This is a genomic window from Xanthomonas vesicatoria ATCC 35937 (assembly GCF_001908725.1).
In the GTDB taxonomy this organism is placed as follows: Bacteria; Pseudomonadota; Gammaproteobacteria; order Xanthomonadales; family Xanthomonadaceae; genus Xanthomonas; species Xanthomonas vesicatoria.
Window position 1 is genome coordinate 994,105 of sequence record NZ_CP018725.1, and the last position, 15,819, is coordinate 1,009,923.

16 protein-coding genes and 1 tRNA gene are annotated in these 15,819 nt (G+C 63.5%); 2 read left to right on the forward strand and 15 right to left on the reverse strand.

What is annotated here, in order from left to right:
• Positions 1-18 precede the first annotated feature (18 nt).
• The 5 genes from BJD12_RS04360 to tpiA all read right to left on the reverse strand — a co-directional run bounded on the left by BJD12_RS04360 (position 19) and on the right by tpiA (position 2,422).
• On the reverse strand, positions 19-573 hold the full coding sequence (locus tag BJD12_RS04360) for a NuoB/complex I 20 kDa subunit family protein (protein WP_039420570.1): 555 nt from the start codon (positions 571-573) through the stop codon (positions 19-21).
• Positions 564-920 (reverse strand): NADH-quinone oxidoreductase subunit A, encoded by a 357-nt coding sequence (locus tag BJD12_RS04365; RefSeq protein WP_005991364.1) that lies wholly within the window; start codon positions 918-920, stop codon positions 564-566. Before BJD12_RS04365 ends, BJD12_RS04360 begins: the two co-directional genes overlap by 10 nt.
• Positions 921-1,025: 105 nt before the next feature.
• A tRNA-Leu gene (locus BJD12_RS04370) sits at positions 1,026-1,110 on the reverse strand.
• A 49-nt stretch (positions 1,111-1,159) separates the two neighbouring features.
• Complete coding sequence (gene secG, locus BJD12_RS04375) at positions 1,160-1,633, reverse strand: preprotein translocase subunit SecG (RefSeq protein WP_005991362.1); 474 nt, start codon at positions 1,631-1,633, stop codon at positions 1,160-1,162.
• Positions 1,634-1,666: 33 nt separating this feature from the next.
• On the reverse strand, positions 1,667-2,422 hold the full coding sequence (gene tpiA, locus BJD12_RS04380) for a triose-phosphate isomerase (RefSeq protein ID WP_005991361.1): 756 nt from the start codon (positions 2,420-2,422) through the stop codon (positions 1,667-1,669).
• A gap of 112 nt (positions 2,423-2,534) precedes the next feature.
• Between tpiA and BJD12_RS04385 the strand changes: the two genes are divergently transcribed.
• Positions 2,535-3,335, forward strand: a complete 801-nt coding sequence (locus tag BJD12_RS04385) for an SDR family NAD(P)-dependent oxidoreductase (protein WP_005991359.1) — start codon at positions 2,535-2,537, stop codon at positions 3,333-3,335.
• Between the two features lie 37 nt (positions 3,336-3,372).
• A complete protein-coding gene (locus BJD12_RS04390) occupies positions 3,373-4,830 on the forward strand; it encodes a hypothetical protein (protein WP_228860927.1) in 1,458 nt (485 codons plus the stop codon).
• Positions 4,831-4,881: 51 nt separating this feature from the next.
• Here the strand turns inward: BJD12_RS04390 and BJD12_RS04395 are convergent, their stop codons facing one another.
• From BJD12_RS04395 to trpB, 10 genes are all read right to left on the reverse strand, one after another.
• Positions 4,882-5,307 carry a group I truncated hemoglobin gene (locus BJD12_RS04395; RefSeq protein ID WP_042827885.1) on the reverse strand — a complete coding sequence of 142 codons (426 nt, stop codon included), beginning with the start codon at positions 5,305-5,307 and terminating at the stop codon, positions 4,882-4,884.
• Complete coding sequence (locus tag BJD12_RS04400) at positions 5,307-6,179, reverse strand: DUF3034 family protein (protein ID WP_005991353.1); 873 nt, start codon at positions 6,177-6,179, stop codon at positions 5,307-5,309. Before BJD12_RS04400 ends, BJD12_RS04395 begins: the two co-directional genes overlap by 1 nt.
• Positions 6,176-8,542: a putative bifunctional diguanylate cyclase/phosphodiesterase gene (locus BJD12_RS04405; protein ID WP_042827884.1), complete on the reverse strand. Its 2,367-nt coding sequence runs from the start codon at positions 8,540-8,542 to the stop codon at positions 6,176-6,178. The genes BJD12_RS04400 and BJD12_RS04405 overlap by 4 nt, the downstream gene beginning before the upstream one ends.
• Complete coding sequence (locus BJD12_RS04410; RefSeq protein ID WP_042827883.1) at positions 8,539-9,222, reverse strand: methylamine utilization protein; 684 nt, start codon at positions 9,220-9,222, stop codon at positions 8,539-8,541. The genes BJD12_RS04405 and BJD12_RS04410 overlap by 4 nt, the downstream gene beginning before the upstream one ends.
• Positions 9,223-9,470: 248 nt before the next feature.
• Positions 9,471-10,409: an isopenicillin N synthase family dioxygenase gene (locus tag BJD12_RS04415; protein WP_005991346.1), complete on the reverse strand. Its 939-nt coding sequence runs from the start codon at positions 10,407-10,409 to the stop codon at positions 9,471-9,473.
• 113 nt (positions 10,410-10,522) lie between these two features.
• The gene (gene glmM / locus BJD12_RS04420) at positions 10,523-11,872 is read right to left on the reverse strand and encodes a phosphoglucosamine mutase (protein ID WP_005991343.1); all 1,350 of its coding nucleotides are present in this window, start codon (positions 11,870-11,872) and stop codon (positions 10,523-10,525) included.
• A 97-nt stretch (positions 11,873-11,969) separates the two neighbouring features.
• Positions 11,970-12,854 (reverse strand): acetyl-CoA carboxylase, carboxyltransferase subunit beta, encoded by an 885-nt coding sequence (gene accD, locus BJD12_RS04425; RefSeq protein ID WP_005991341.1) that lies wholly within the window; start codon positions 12,852-12,854, stop codon positions 11,970-11,972.
• A gap of 363 nt (positions 12,855-13,217) precedes the next feature.
• The gene (gene trpA, locus BJD12_RS04430; RefSeq protein ID WP_005991340.1) at positions 13,218-14,036 is read right to left on the reverse strand and encodes a tryptophan synthase subunit alpha; all 819 of its coding nucleotides are present in this window, start codon (positions 14,034-14,036) and stop codon (positions 13,218-13,220) included.
• Positions 14,033-14,551, reverse strand: a complete 519-nt coding sequence (locus tag BJD12_RS04435; protein ID WP_005991338.1) for a hypothetical protein — start codon at positions 14,549-14,551, stop codon at positions 14,033-14,035. The genes trpA and BJD12_RS04435 overlap by 4 nt, the downstream gene beginning before the upstream one ends.
• Positions 14,548-15,765 carry a tryptophan synthase subunit beta gene (gene trpB / locus BJD12_RS04440; RefSeq protein WP_005991336.1) on the reverse strand — a complete coding sequence of 406 codons (1,218 nt, stop codon included), beginning with the start codon at positions 15,763-15,765 and terminating at the stop codon, positions 14,548-14,550. The genes BJD12_RS04435 and trpB overlap by 4 nt, the downstream gene beginning before the upstream one ends.
• Positions 15,766-15,819: the final 54 nt, after the last annotated feature.

The window sequence follows — 15,819 nt, forward strand, 5'->3', positions numbered from 1 at the left end:
GGTAGGAGAAGACGGGTGTCAGCGCGCGATCGTCTGGGTACGCCAGATCTTCTTCTGCAGCTGCAAGATGCCGTAGACCAGCGCCTCGGCGGTCGGCGGGCAGCCCGGGACATAGATGTCCACCGGCACGATGCGATCGCAACCGCGCACCACCGAATACGAATAGTGATAGTAGCCGCCGCCATTGGCGCAGCTGCCCATCGAGATGACCCACTTGGGATCCGGCATCTGGTCATAGACCTTGCGCAGCGCCGGAGCCATCTTGTTGACCAGGGTACCTGCAACGATCATGACGTCGGATTGGCGCGGCGACGGGCGGAACACCACGCCGTAACGATCCAGGTCCAGACGCGAGGCGCCGGCATGCATCATTTCGACTGCGCAGCAAGCCAGACCGAAGGTCATCGGCCACATCGAGCCGGTACGCGCCCAGTTCAGCAGCGCGTCGACGCTGGTGGTCACATAGCCCTTTTCGAGCAGCGGGTTTTCGCCGTCCGGGCGCAGGATGTCTTCCACCCGGCCTTCCGGCATCGGGTTGGTCATCAGACGATCCAGGGTCTGAATCACTCCCATTCCAGCGCTCCCTTCTTCCACACGTAGATAAAGCCGAGGAACAACATGCCGACGAACAGACCCATGGTGACCAGCGAACGTGCGCCGATCTCCATGAACACCTGTGTCCACGGCACGATGAAGATGATTTCCAGGTCGAACACGATGAACTGGATCGCGATGAGGTAGTAGCGCACATCGAACTTCATGCGCGCGTCTTCGAATGCCTCGAAGCCACACTCGTACGGCGAAAGCTTGCGCGCGTCCGGGCTGCGCGGAGCGAGGAACCGACCAATCAACATCAGCACGATGCCGATACCGGTGGCGACGATCAGAAACAGCAGACTCGGCAAATATTCGGCCAGCACAGCGATTCTCTCTTGCCTCTGCCCGCACGCGCCGCGTGCCGGCATGGGGTATAGGCAGACCCTGCGCGCGACACGTCGCGATGCGCAGGAACTGCAGCCAAACAATGGTGCCCAAGAGGGGACTCGAACCCCTACGACCTAAGTCGCTACCACCTCAAGGTAGTGCGTCTACCAATTCCGCCACCTGGGCATACGTTGCGCCGCTGGGCATCCCAGTGCGCAGCGTATTGTAACCGGCTTCAGCGTTTTTGTGCTGGTTCTGAAGCGTTTTCTTCGCTGGGCGCGGGCGTCGACGGCGCAGGTGCAGACTGCACCGGTGCAGCAGCGGGTGTGGCGGCAGGAGCAGACTGCGACGGAGCGGTCGGTACCGCACCGGCGGCAGGCGCCTGCGGCAACGGCTGAGTCAGCTCACCGGCCGCAGCCGGCGCCGGGGTGGCGGACTGCGACATCACACCCAGGTTCTGATCGGTCGGACGGGCGCCGTGCGTGGCGTACCACGCCATGAACAGGCTGATGCTGAAGAACACCACCGCCAGCCACTTGGTCGACTTGGACAGGAAGTTCGACGCTCCCTGTGAACCGAACACCGTGCCCGACGCGCCCGCGCCGAAGCCGGACCCGGCTGCTGCACCCGCGCCACGCTGCATCAGGATCAGCGCAATCATCGCCAGGGCGACCAGCACGTAGACCACATTGAGGATCAACATCAGCATTTCGAAATCCGTCCCCGGACAAAACTTAATGGGTTAACAAGCGGCCGCCGCACGCGCAATGGCCAGGAAATCTTCGGCCACCAAGGAGGCGCCTCCGACAAGTCCGCCATCGACATCAGGCTGTGCAAACAGCTTGCTGGCGTTGTCGGGCTTGACACTCCCCCCATACAGGATGGGCAGAGAGTCGGCAATTCTAGCATCCGCCTTCGCGACTTCGCCACGCAGGAAGGCGTGCACGGCTTGCGCCTGCTCCGGACTGGCGGTGCGTCCGGTCCCGATCGCCCAGATCGGCTCATAAGCCAACACCGCATGGGCAAACCCCTCGCTGCCGACCAAGGCCAGCACCGGCTCGAGCTGGGCACGTAGGATTGCCTCAGTCTGACCGGCTTCACGCTGCTCCAGCGATTCGCCCACGCACAGCACCGGGATCAGCCCGGCGTGGATGGCCGCGGCAAATTTGCGCGCCACCAGCTCACTACTCTCCTGGTGGTACTGGCGACGCTCGGAGTGGCCGACCAGCCCGTACTCGGCGCCGACATCCACCAACATCGTCGCCGAGACCTCGCCCGTGTAGGCGCCCTTCTCGTTGCTGCTGACGTCCTGGGCTCCGAAGGACAGGTGATGTGCCTCGAAATCCTCGATCAGGTCGCCGAGGTAAGGCAGTGGCGGCAGGATGACGACATCGACACCCTCCAGGGGCATGTGCGCGGCAACCTGGGCCACCAGGTCGGTGGCGAAGGTGCGGCTGCCATGCAGCTTCCAATTTCCGGCAACGATCTTTCGACGCATCAGGCGCAGGTTCCTGAGTTGAAGACAGGCGACAGAATAGCCCATGGCCTGGCGGCAACCGGCACACTTCTGTCCGCCACATGTCCCATCCCTCCCCAAACAGGAACCTGCCATGTCCGTTTCACCTGTCTTCGCGCTGGTCACCGGTGCCTCCAGCGGCATCGGCCGCGAGATTGCGCGGGCGTATGCCAAGCGGGGCGTGCCGCTGATCCTGAGCGCACGCCGGGTGGATCGACTGCAGGCCTTGGCCGCCGAACTGGGCGCGCAGGTGCGGGTGGAGGTGCTGCCGGCCGACCTAGCCGACCCCGCGGCGGTCGAGGCGCTGGTAACGCAGATCCAGCGCAATGGCTGGACGGTGGGCACGCTGGTCAACAACGCCGGCTACGGCGTGCCGGGCCGTTACCTGCACAACGACTGGGCCACGCATGCGCGCTTTCTGCAGGTGATGATCGGCGCGGTGTGCGAGCTGACCTGGCGGTTGTTGCCGATGATCCGCGCCAGCGGCCAGGGACGCATTCTCAACGTCGCTTCATTTGCCGCGCTCACGCCCAGTGCCGACGGGCAGACGCTCTATGCGGCGAGCAAGAGCTTCATGCTGCGCTTCAGCGAGTCGCTGGCGCTGGAGAACGCCGATTGCGCGGTGAAGGTGTGCGCGCTATGTCCGGGCTTTGCGTGGTCGGAATTCCACGACGTCACCGGCACCCGCGAGGCGATGTCCACCCTACCCGGCTGGGCCTGGCTGCAGGCCGATGCGGTTGCCGAATACGGCATCGCCGCACTGGAGCGCGGCCAGGTGCTTGCGGTGCCGGGTTGGCGCTATCGGCTGGTCAATGCCGCTCTGCGCCTGCTGCCGCATTCAATGGCACTGCGGCTGATGGCGCGCGGCTCGCATCGGGTGCGGCCGCTGGAGTAAGCGCGCATACCTCCTAAGTAAGAAGCGCTGAAGCGACGTGTACGACCCAAGAGGGTCGTCGCATGACATCACCATCAAGGACACGAGCAAAAAAGCGATGATTAGGTTTGACACAACACCCGTATATGCACCAGCAGCAACACGCAATGATTCACGGTTACTTCCATTCATCGTTGCCACTGTGATCTTTTTCGCAGTCCAACTAATCATTGAAGCGAGGGATTTTACAGGCGACGCCGGCGCTTACTGGGCAATAAGCTCAGCCATCATCGACGGTGCCTTTCCGCAAACGATCAGGGGTTACGTCTACCCGCTCCTACTTACCCCCTTCCGGCTCGTCTTCAATCACTCACCGCCCGCAGGGCTACTTTTTCTAAAAATAGGGCAATCAGTCTGGTATGCCTACGCATTCTCCATATTAATCCCGAACCTCTACGGGTCAATATTTGGCGGAAAAATCTCTACCACCAGAAGGCTCGTCCCATCGTTTCTCGTTGCATCAGTATTCCCGGGGCTGATTTCCTATCCATTAAGCGATGCACCATCGCTTGTATTTATGGCACTGTCCTTGCACATAACGGTGAAATCAATCAGGTCAAAGTCATTCTACGGATTATTCGCCGCAGGACTGACCTGCTATCTGACATACAACATTAGAACCATCTATCTATTTTCATTCATTGCACTCGCCATCGTTGCCGCAACGTTTTTTGCGAATAGCGTTCAACGCAGGACTTTCGCGCTCTTAATATTTTTTGCAGGCTCACTGCTGGGCGCTGTGCCACAGATGGCAATCAACTACACACACCACGCCACTTTATCACCGCTCGTGGTGACAGATGTCCGAGGCGCATCACTTTTTGTCAGGCAGTTGACTTGGGGCATGGTCGTTGATAGGTATGAAACCTACATCGACCCCATCACCGGAAAGGCAACTCCGACCTTCTATGCCAACGAGCGAGGCGCGGCAGTATTGGAGAAGAATGGCGGGTTTGTGGTCAACCAGTCCTTCGCGAAGATATTGGCACTGATGGCGGACCACCCCATCACGTTCGCTCAGATCTATCTGCGCCATGCCGCCTCAGCCCTCGACGTCAGGGATGGCGAGGTCTATACCAAGCAACCATCCGCCGAGAAAAATTCACGATCGATCCTTTTCCTTATCATCGTCAGCCTTGGCATCACTCAACTGGGCAAAGCCATCCTTTTCGCACAATCCCAGCAGTCTGTGAGCGCAAGGATACTATGCACCTTAACTTTGGTCGCACCCTGTGTGGCTATCATTCCTGGCGCAATCGAGACGAGATTTTTTCTCCCCCTTCATTGCCTGGCATATTGTGCATTGGCGTTTCAAGATTTTAGTAAGAAGGCGCTCATTATCCAACTAGGATTGGCGGCGCTCTTGACCGCAGGCGTTTATTCTTTCGTTGCGGAGTCTGTCAAAAGTCCGATTCATGCTCGACCCGAGTCATATATCCTCGACAACGCGCGTTGAATTCGATTTAACCACTGAGCGCTGCGAGATGCGGCATTCCGTCTCCGCGCCTCAGTGATTGACGATCTCGCCATGCATGGCGGCCAGCCGTGCCAACAGGCGGTTCTGGGTGCGGCGCGGGATCTTTTGTTGATCCATTGCCCAATTGAGATCTTCGACCAGGGCGTTGAAATCGCCCTCGCGGATGGCCAGATGCGCATGCGCCTGTTGCATCGATTTGGCCGTATCCGGGCATGGGCCGTCGGCGACGTGGCAGAACTTTTGCACCAAGCGCGCGTTAAGCATGACGATGTTGACCCGCGCAAACTTGTCGACGATCCGTTGATCGTCGGCAATGCGCGACAACATCGTTTCCACCAACGTCTCGATGCCGGCCTGCCCACCGAGTTCGTCGTACAGCGTGGGACGCGGCTGCGTTGTGGCGCAGGCACTCAAGCTCAGCGCGCATAGCAGGGACCACCGCAGCCATCGATTCATCAGAACGCCACCTGCAAGGAAAGATACGGGCCGCGCTGGTTGGTCAGCGTGGCGATATCGCCAAGATCAGCCCAGGCTGCGGTCAGCGATACGTGCTTGTTGGGGAACCAGGCGACAAAACCGTCCGCCCAGGCCTGCTCGCGCGCAAAGCCCAGATTGTCCGGCTTGTCGCGATATTCCACACCGACCACCCACGACGGCGACAGCACGACCGCAGCGCTGGCCTCAGCGACAAGCCGATACCCATTGCGACGGTCGCCGCCAAAGCCGAGCAGTCCGGTCTGATTGGCGCGGGTCGCGCGCAACGTGCCGTTGAGCAGCAATTGATAGCCTCCGGCGCCTTGCAGCAAGAGTCTGCTGGCGCTGACGTATACATCGGTACCGTGGTCGTCGCGCGCACCGATCGCCAGCGGCAGCGTGCCATCGCGCAGGCGTTTGTACTGCACGCCGGCGCTGACTTGCGGGCCACGCCCGTAGACCAGATCGCCGTACACGCGCAGCTTGGCGCCGAAGACGTCCTGGCCAAGCGCGTTCCACGGCAACGCAAGACGATCCTGCAAGGTACCCAGGTCCAGGCGCTGGCGCGCGAGCGACAGTTCCAGCCGGTTACCGACCGTCAGCGCAGCGCCTTGTACATCGAGCCGGTAATCGCCGCTGTCGACATGCGTGGCAAACAGCACAGTGCCGAGCTCATCGCGTGTGCCGTAACCGGACAGCGTAGCCCACGGCACGATGCCGCCACCGCTGCTGCCTTCGATCATCGACACACCGCCTGTGGCAAGCAAGCGCCCGTCTCCGGCGATGCCATGTGCTGGCAATAGCGCGCTACACAGCGCTGCTGAGACATACGCGACGCGCAGGCCAGCCTTCATCGCTGTGCTCCGACCGCTGCCAGCGCGGCCATTCCAAGTTGGCGCATGCACCACGCCACGAAAGGTCCCTGCTCCAGTGGTGGTGCGTAAAAATAGCCCTGCACCATGTCGCAGCCATAGCCGCGCAGCAGACCGAGCGCGGTGGTGTTTTCGACGCCCTCGGCGATCACGCTCAAGCCCAGGTTGTGGCCCAAATCAATGGTGCTGCGCACGATGAAGGCATCATCGGTGCCTTCGGCCAGCTGCATGACGAAGCTCTTGTCGATCTTCAATTCGTCCACCGGCATGCGCTTGAGTTGGGCCAACGAGGAATAGCCGGTGCCGAAGTCATCGATGGACAAACGTACGCCGACGCTGCGCAGTTGGTGCAGCATATGCAGCGCGGCTTCGACATCGCGCATCAACGCGCTCTCTGTCAGTTCCAGCGTGACCGACTGCGCCGGCACGGCATGCTCTTCCAGCCGTGCACGCACGTAATCGGGCAGCCCGGGATCGGCCAGATCCAGCGCCGACAGGTTGATCGCCATGCCCAATTCCAGTCCTTGCGTGCGCCAGCGCGCCTGGCAGCGCAGCGCCTCGTCCAGCACGAAGCGGGTTAATGGATGGATGACGCCCGAATGCTCGGCCAGCGGAATGAATTCGTCGGGGCCGATCGGACCAAGCGTCGGGTGATGCCAACGCACCAAGACTTCGACCTGTTCGACACGATCGCTGCGCAGACAGATCTTGGGCTGGAAGCGCAAGGTCAACTCGTTACCGCCGATGGCCTGACGCAGATCGCCGGTGAGACGCAGCCGCCGCAGATGCTGTTCGTCCTGCCCCATGCGGTAGATGCTGGCACCGATGGTGGCGACGTCGTCCACCTGCCGTCGCGCGATATCGGCACGGCGCAGCAAGGTGTCCGGGTCTGCACCATGCTCGGGGATCAGGGCAATTCCGATGCTGGCTTCGAGCTGGATGCGTGCCTGCGGCAGTACCAGCGGGTGGCGCAGTTGCAGCAACAGGCGTTGTGCATCCTGCTGCACCGCACTGGCATCGGCGTGCGCCACGATCACCATGAACTCATCGCTGCCCAGCCGTCCGACCAGGTTTGGCTCCTGCACCACTTCTGCCAGCCTGCGGCCGGCCTCGACCAGCACCTGGTCGGCAAAATCATGGCCAAGGCTGTCGTTGAGTTCCTTGAACCGCTGCAGATCCAGGATCAGGACTGCTGCCGTGCCGCCGGATGCGACGGTCTGCTCGGTCACTTTCCTCAGCCGTTCCAGCAACCAGACCCGATTGGGCAGCCCGGTCAATACGTCGTGCCTTGCCTGGTGCAGGATATGTTGCTCGCGGCTGGCGATCTGGTGCTGCATGCGCCCAAAGCTATCGGCCAGTTCGGCAAGCTCGCGTCCCGGAGGAACCTCCACAGCCGTCTGATAATCGCCGCGCTGGATGCGTCGCGCCGCCTGCACCAGTTGCGCCACCGGTTTGCTGACGCTGCGTGCCAGAAAAATGGCCACGCACAGAGCTGCGGCAGTTGCCAGCCCGGCAAGCAGCAGGATGCGCAATTTAAGCGTGCGATATGGCGCAACTGCGCGATCCAGCGATGCCTGTAGGGCCACCCGCACGTGGCCCCCGCCCTGGATCACCTGCAGTTTGGCCAGATAGCGCGACTCACCGAGGTTAAGCGGAATCGCCGCCGCTTGCGTGCGTTCGGCAACGGGAAGTTGCTTTGCGAACTCGCGACGGGCTCCCGGCTCCAGGGTGGAAGCCAGCACGCGCAGCGGCGGCCCATCGGTAAAGAACGTGGCGTCCAATCCGGTCGTGCTACGAAAATCCTGTGCCAGGCCGTCGCCGGATTCATTACCGATTGCAATCCAGCCAACACGGTTGGGCGCCAGTACCTGTACGACGGCCAGGCGCACGATGTGCTGATCCAGTGCCACCACGCCCACTGCTCGCCCATCGCGCTGCGCCTGCAGCAACAAGGCCTGCACCGCACTCAATTGCTCGGCTTGTGGAAGGTCGGCCAGCCCGGTCAAAAATTCACCATCCGGCGAGAGCAGCAAGGCGGTCTGCGCCGACATGCGCGCGGCATGGTTGCGCAGTGCCGATTGCATGGTGGGCACATCGCCGCTGGCCACCGCGGCACGGAAGCCGAAGTCGTCCGCCAGCACCGACGCCGACTGCAGCAACTGCTCGTCACGGCGCAGGTTGATGCGCTGCCAGACGCGTTCGCCGATCTGCAGCTCTTCGCCCAGCTGTGCCTTGACGCTGCGCTCGGTTGCCAGTTGCACCGCGATGAAGGTCAATGCCTGGGTCGCCAGCACGACCAGCACCAGCAGGACCGCGATGCGCGTGTGCAGGCGCATCGCCCTCATGGATGCGGCTTCTTGGGATCGGCGTGGCGGAACTTGTCCTGCAGCGCACGCACCCGCTCATCCGGCGGCGCGACGACAGGAGCGGCGCCGGCAGTCTGCAAGGTGACACGGCGCTGCACCGCATCGCGTGCAATGGTCAACGGCTCCTCCGCCGCAGCGCCCTTCATGCGTGGGTGCCAAACGCGCAAGGTGTAATTGCCGGCGGGTGCGTCGAGTTGCACGCGGCCATCGTTACCGGTCTTGCCGAAATACGGCGTTTCCAGGACCACGATGTAGCCCAGCATCCAGTCGTGAATGTTGCAGCCCACCGTGACCAGACCAGCTTGATCGAACCGCACCGGCGCCGCAGTGCTTCCCTGAAACAGCGGCAGTTCAAACCGTTTTGCGGGCGAGAACGAATACACCTGGTGGCGGATCTGATCGTTGTTCGGAAACCGTACCGAGGTCCCGGTGCGCACTGCCAGCACTGCCGGCACAAACTGCGAGTTGACCTGATCCATTTCCAGCATCTTGCCCGCGCCGGCTGCGGCCGGCCGCGGAAGTTCCAGGCTGACTACCGCATCGACCAATACGCCACTGGCATCGGTCACGGTAATGCTGACAGGTGTCGCGGTAGCCGAGGCCGACACGCCACTCAACACCAGAGCCGACACCGCAGCTAATTGTCTGAACCAACGCATCCGCATGCCCCCACCCAGTGCAATCGGTAGCGGGCGCCAGGCGAGTCCGACGTCGCGCTAGCGATCAGACTGTGTTATCGGCGCAGGTGAATACAAGCTTTAACCGGACAGAAGCGATTTTTATGAATGAAACTGTGGCGCGTGTCGTGGCAGATGTTGCGGACGCGGCCGTTCGCGGTGGACGAAACGGCCACGCATTCGCGTGCGCCAGGACGCTGCGCACCTTAGAGGGTGCTGCCATACGCGACTTACTTCAGCTTGATCTCGCGCAGGCGTTCTTCCAGAAACCCGTGCGCAGTGATCGGCTCGGGATAGCGGCTGGGGTTGTCGGCGCTGATGCACGACGGCAGCACGTCGATCAAGAAGTCAGGATTCGGATGCAGGAAGAACGGCACCGAATAGCGCGGCTTGCGCGCCGCTTCGCCCGGCGGGTTCACCACGCGATGGATCGTGGACGGATACACGTGGTTGGTCAGGCGCTGCAGCATGTCGCCGATATTGACCACGATGGTGTCGGCGTCGGCGGTGAACGGCACCCACTCGCCGTCGTTGGAACGCACCTCCAGGCCGGCCGCGCTGGCACCGACCAGCAAGGTGATGAAGTTGATATCGCCATGCGCACCGGCGCGCACATTGGGGATGTCGTCGCTGGTGATCGGAGGGTAGTGGATCGGCCGCAGGATCGAGTTGCCGTTGTTGGTCTTGTCGACGAAATAGTCCTGCGGCAAGCCGATGTGCAGCGCCAGTGCCGAAAGCACGCGCGAGCCCAGTTGGTCGAGCTGCTGGTACAGCTGGTAGCCACGCTCGCGGAATCCGGGCACTTCTTCCGGCCACAGGTTCGGCGCCATCACGTCGCGGTACGGCGAATCGTCCGGAATCTCGCGACCGATGTGCCAGAACTCCTTCAGATCGAAGTGCTTGGAATCCTTGGCGGTTTCCACGCCGAAGGCGGTGTAGCCGCGCGCGCCGCCGCTGCCCGGCACGTGGTAGCGGCGCTTGACCTCTTCCGGCAACGCAAAAAACGCCTTGAACACGTCGTAGGCCGCATCGATATCGGCCTGCGCGATGCCGTGATTGCGGATGCCGGCAAAGCCCCATTGGCGATAGGCCGCACCGAGCTCGGCGACGAAGGCGTCGCGATCGGTATTGAAACGGGTGATGTCCAGGGTGGGGATGCGCGCGCTCATACGAATGTCTTGGTCGAAGTGAGAGAAGGCCTGCCGATCAGATCAGCAGGCGATACAACAGATAGAACGTCGCGGCCTTGGCGACGATGACGCAGACGCCAATGATCAGCGACTCACGCCGCGTCACGCACCGCTCCGGACAGCCGGTCGAGCGTGGCCTGCATCAGGTCGGCGTCGTCTGCCTCTACAGTCACGCGCACCACCGGCTCGGTGCCGGACGGGCGCAGGAAGGCACGCCCACGCCCCTGCACGGCAGCCTGCGCTTGCTGCAGCGCCTGCTGCACGCCCGGCGCTTCGACGATGGCCTTGGCGGCGCCGCCGTCCAGACGCACATTCACGGTCTTTTGCGGCACTTTGGTCAAGCCGCTCAGCGCTTGGCGCAGGCTGTGCCCATCGCGGCCAAGCGCTTCGAGCACCTGCAGCGCGCTGACGATGCCGTCGCCAGTACTGGCGCGGTCCAGGCACAGCAGATGGCCTGACGTTTCGCCGCCCAGCGTACCGCCGCCTTCGACCAGTGCTTGATGCACATAGCGGTCGCCCACCTTGGCCCGCTGAAAGGGAATCTGCAGCGCGGCCAACGCCGGCTCCAGCCCGTAATTGGTCATCAAGGTGCCGACCACGGTGCCAGTAAGCCGCCCACTAGCCTGCCACGAGCGTGCCAGGACATACAGCAGGTCGTCGCCATCGACAGGGTTACCCTGGTCGTCGGCCATCAACACGCGATCGCCGTCGCCATCGAAGGCAATCCCCAGATGCGCGCCGCTCTCGCGCACCTTGGCGGCGAGATTGTCGATATGCGTGGAGCCGACGCCGTCGTTGATATTGAGCCCGTCCGGCGCAGCACCGATCACCACCACCTCGGCACCCAGCTCGCGGAACAGCATCGGCGCGATGTGATACGTGGCGCCATGCGCGCAGTCCAGCACCATTTTCAGGCCGTGCAGGGTAAAGCCGCGCGCTACGCTGGCCTTGCAGAATTCGATGTAACGGCCGATCGCATCGCGGGTGCGGATCGCCTTGCCCAGGCGTTCGGATTCCACGGTATGGAACGGCTGGTCCAGCGCGGCTTCGATCGCCGCTTCGGTCGCGTCGTCGAGCTTCTCGCCTTCGGCGGAGAAGAACTTGATGCCGTTGTCGTAATGCGGGTTGTGCGAGGCGCTGATGACCACACCGGCATCGGCGCGCAAGGTACTGGTCAAGAACGCGATGGCCGGCGTCGGCATCGGCCCGATCATCTGCACATCGGCGCCCGCGGCGACCAGCCCGGCCTCCAATGCGGCCTCGAACATGTAGCCGGAAATGCGGGTGTCCTTGCCAATCAACACCAGCGGACGCTTGCTACGACCTTGCGTGAGCACGCGGCCCAGCGCGTTGCCCAGGCGCAAGACGAAGTCGGCAGAAATGACGCCCTGCCCGACCCGACCGCGGATGCCGTCGGTACCGAAGTATTTGCGGGCGCTCACAGGGCCGGGACCAGGCAGCGCGCGCCGCAATCACGACGGCGCGCGCCGTTGACGGACGTCCAGGCGCAGATCCGCAGTCCTGCGCTCACGACACTCCTCATGCCACAACCTCTTGCGGACGTGCCTGACGCATCATCATCGCGGTCAGGTCGGCAATGCGGTCGCGCATCTCGCGACGGTCGCAGATCTGGTCGATGGCGCCGTGATCGAGCAGGAATTCCGAACGCTGGAAGCCTTCCGGCAACGTTTCGCGCACGGTCTGCTCGATCACGCGCGGGCCGGCGAAGCCGATCAATGCATGCGGCTCGGCGATGTTGATGTCGCCCAGCATCGCGAACGACGCCGACACGCCACCGGTGGTGGGATGGGTCAGCACCGAGATGTAAGGCAGGCCAGCTTCGCGCAGGCGACCGAGCGCTGCGGAGGTCTTGGCCATCTGCATCAGCGAGAACAGGCCTTCCTGCATGCGCGCGCCGCCACTGGCAGAGAAGCACACGAACGGGCAGCCCACTTCCAGCGCCACTTCGGCCGCACGTGCGAAACGCTCGCCGACCACCGAGCCCATCGAGCCGCCCATGAACGCGAAGTCGAACGCGGCGGCAACCAGCGGGTTGCCCTTCAGCGTGCCGCGCATGGCGATCAGCGCGTCGTATTCGCCGCTGGCCTTCTGGCTGGCCTTGATGCGTTCGCCGTAGCGCTTCTGGTCCTTGAACTTGAGCACGTCGACCGGGCCCAGCTGGGCGGCGATTTCGGTGGTCGCAGTTTCCGGGTCGAATAGCGAGTTCAGACGCGCGCGGGCGCGAATGGCCATGTGGTGGTCACACTTCGGACACACCTCCAGGTTCTCCTCAAGCTCCGGGCCGTACAGCGCGCTGCCGCAGTTGCTGCACTTTTCCCACAGACCCTCGGGAACGCTGCGCTTCTTGGCCGGGGTGTTCTCGGTGCGGATGCCGGAGGGCATCAATTTGCTGAGCCAACTCATGCGTGTATGACAATCCATGCAGGGCGGCGATGCGAGCCGCAGAGGGGCGACAGTCTAACGCAGCGCCCCAGGCTGGTGCAGCGCGGGGTCATGGCGGTTTTGGCTGAGCGTTGTAGGACAGGCTATTGGACAGTGAGCGACGGGTTGGCTTGTTGCTGGACGATGCTTGCGCAACGCGCGCGCCTCTTCCCGCACGGCGCTGCCTGGCGCATCGACTCACCCCAACCCCTCTCTTGCAGAAGGGGGCTTTGCCCCCTTCTCCGGCCGGTCATGCCCCCCTTCATGGGGCAGGTGCCGCGCAGGAGTGGATGAGAATGCGGGCGAAGCCAGACGCATCCACGCCGGACAAGCGTTAGTCTGGTTTCAGGGGTGATCCAGCGCCTGACGTAACGGGGCCAGGAAGGCTTCGGCCCCTTCGCGGGCGCTGCGCACATCGGCGGCTTCGGCCAGGGCCGCAACCAGCGCGCTACCAACGACGACGCCATCGGCATCGACCGCCATTGCGGCGGCGCTGGCAGCATCCTTGATGCCAAAGCCGGCCACCACCGGCGCACCGGCGCGCTGTCGCAACTGGCGCAGGCGATCGCTGGCGGCATGGGTATCGAGCAGATTCGACGCGCCAGTCACGCCGGCAAAGCTCACGTAATACAGATAGCCCTGCGCGGTGCTGCACAGCATGTCCAGGCGCTGCTCGCTAGTAGTCGGCGAGGCCAGCGCGATCAGGGCCAGCCCGACCTCGGTGAAGATTTCGCGGGTCTCGTCGGCTTCCTCCGGCGGCAGGTCGACCAACAGCAGGCCGTCCACGCCAGCGGCGACCGCGGCTTCGGCGAAACGCCGCGTGCCGTGGATTTCGATCGGATTGAGGTAGCCCATCAGCACCACCGGGGTGGTGGCGTCTTCGCGGCGGAATTCGTGCACCGCTTCCAGCACATAGGCCAGGCCGGCACCACGTCCCAGCGCGCGCTCGGAACTGCGCTGGATGGTGGGACCGTCGGCCATCGGGTCGGAAAACGGCACACCCAGTTCGATCACGTCGGCACCGGCGCGAACCAGCGCGTGCATCACCGGCACGGTGGCTTCCAGCGACGGGTCGCCGGCGGTGATGAACGGAATCAGTGCCTTGCGGCCGGCCTGACGCAGTGCGTCAAACCGCGCAGCGATACGGTCTGGCGCGCGGCTCATGCGCAGCCCTCCACCAGTTGCACGGCGTCCCAGCTTCCCCAGTACATCGATGTCACAGTGCCTTCTCCGGTTTCATAGCGAACGGCGAACTCGCCTTGCGGGTCGCGCCAGGTCAGATAATGATCGTTGCCGCCGTCGCGGCCATATTTATGCGGCTGGACGCTGTAGCCCGCTGGCAGGCGCGCCCGCGCGGCGGCTTCGCTGTCGCCGACATGGATGCCAAACGGGCCGCCCGGGCCCGGATCGGCGATGTCGAAACGCACGATGCGATCGTCTTCGACCATCATCGCCACGCCGTTGGGTAACAGCCCAGCCTCGACATGGCCGCACGGTCCAAGCGGCCCCGCGTTGAGCGGTACCCAGTGCGCACGTGCTTCCAGCTCACTGAAGCGCTGGCCAATGCGCACCCCGCCACTGCGATCCAGTTGCGGCGCAGGCGCCGCGGCCAGGGCCAGTCCAGAGATGCACAGCAGTGCCAATCCGCTGCCCAACCTGCGCACCTGGGTTGCGATCACAGCACCATGCCTTCGCGCGCGGCGATGGTGTGCACGTCCTTGTCGCCGCGCCCAGACAGGTTGCACAGGATCAGCGCGTCCTTGGGCATCTCGCGCGCCAGCTTGATCGACTGCGCCACCGCGTGGCTGGATTCGAGCGCGGCGAGAATGCCTTCGGTATGCGCCAGCAGATGGAACGCCGCCATCGCCTCGTCATCGGTGATGCCCTGATACACGGCGCGACCGCTATCCGACAGGAACGCGTGCTCGGGCCCGACGCCGGGGTAATCCAGGCCGGCGGAGATCGAATGGGTTTCGGTGATCTGGCCGTCGTCGTCGCAAATCACGTAGGTGCGATTGCCGTGCAGCACGCCGGGGCGTCCGGCAGCGATGGACGCGGCATGGCGGCCGGTAGCGATGCCGTCGCCCGCGGCTTCGGCGCCGTAGATCTTCACACCGGGGTCGTTGAGGAAGGCATGGAACAGGCCGATGGCATTGCTACCACCACCGACGCAGGCGCTGATCGCATCCGGCAGCCGGCCGTAGTCCTGCAGCATCTGCTCGCGCGCCTCGCGGCCCACGATCGCATTGAAGTCGCGCACCATGCGCGGATACGGGTCCGGGCCGGCCACTGTGCCGATAATGTAGAAGGTGTCGCGCACGTTGGTGACCCAGTCGCGCATCGCTTCGTTGAGCGCATCCTTGAGCGTGGCAGAGCCCGACGTCACCGGAACCACCTTGGCGCCCAGCAGTTGCATGCGGTAGACGTTGATCTTCTGCCGTTCGATATCGGTGGCACCCATGTAGACCACGCACTCCAGGCCCAGCCGTGCCGCGACCGTGGCGCTGGCCACGCCATGTTGGCCGGCGCCGGTTTCGGCGATGATGCGAGTCTTGCCCATGCGGCTGGCCAACAGCGCCTGGCCGATGGTGTTGTTGATCTTGTGCGCGCCGGTGTGGTTCAGGTCTTCGCGCTTGAGCAGGATCTGCGCCCCGCCCACTTCGCGACTGAGCCGCTCGGCGTGATAGATCGGGCTAGGCCGGCCGACGTAGTGCTTGAGGTCCTTGTCGTATTCGGCGATGAACGCCGGGTCCCGACGCGCCTGATCGTAGGCAGCGGACAGTTCCTGCAGCGGGCCGATCAAGGTTTCGGCGACAAACCGGCCGCCGAACTTGCCGAAATGGCCGGCAGCATCCGGGTAGGCGTAAAAGTCACTGATGGGCTGGGCCGACATGGAGATCCTCTGCAGCGAATGCGGTCATACGCGAAGCCGCTACCTTACCGCAGC

Excerpts from the sequence above, each read along its gene's own strand:
- BJD12_RS04360 (WP_039420570.1), bottom strand. The coding sequence starts at position 573 with ATGGGAGTGATTCAGACCCTGGATCGTCTGATGACCAACCCGATGCCG.
- secG (WP_005991362.1), bottom strand. The coding sequence starts at position 1,633 with ATGCTGATGTTGATCCTCAATGTGGTCTACGTGCTGGTCGCCCTGGCG.
- tpiA (WP_005991361.1), bottom strand. The coding sequence starts at position 2,422 with ATGCGTCGAAAGATCGTTGCCGGAAATTGGAAGCTGCATGGCAGCCGC.
- BJD12_RS04385 (WP_005991359.1), top strand. The coding sequence starts at position 2,535 with ATGTCCGTTTCACCTGTCTTCGCGCTGGTCACCGGTGCCTCCAGCGGC.
- BJD12_RS04395 (WP_042827885.1), bottom strand. The coding sequence starts at position 5,307 with ATGAATCGATGGCTGCGGTGGTCCCTGCTATGCGCGCTGAGCTTGAGT.
- BJD12_RS04400 (WP_005991353.1), bottom strand. The coding sequence starts at position 6,179 with ATGAAGGCTGGCCTGCGCGTCGCGTATGTCTCAGCAGCGCTGTGTAGC.
- BJD12_RS04405 (WP_042827884.1), bottom strand. The coding sequence starts at position 8,542 with ATGAGGGCGATGCGCCTGCACACGCGCATCGCGGTCCTGCTGGTGCTG.
- BJD12_RS04410 (WP_042827883.1), bottom strand. The coding sequence starts at position 9,222 with ATGCGTTGGTTCAGACAATTAGCTGCGGTGTCGGCTCTGGTGTTGAGT.
- BJD12_RS04415 (WP_005991346.1), bottom strand. The coding sequence starts at position 10,409 with ATGAGCGCGCGCATCCCCACCCTGGACATCACCCGTTTCAATACCGAT.
- accD (WP_005991341.1), bottom strand. The coding sequence starts at position 12,854 with ATGAGTTGGCTCAGCAAATTGATGCCCTCCGGCATCCGCACCGAGAAC.
- trpA (WP_005991340.1), bottom strand. The coding sequence starts at position 14,036 with ATGAGCCGCGCGCCAGACCGTATCGCTGCGCGGTTTGACGCACTGCGT.
- trpB (WP_005991336.1), bottom strand. The coding sequence starts at position 15,765 with ATGTCGGCCCAGCCCATCAGTGACTTTTACGCCTACCCGGATGCTGCC.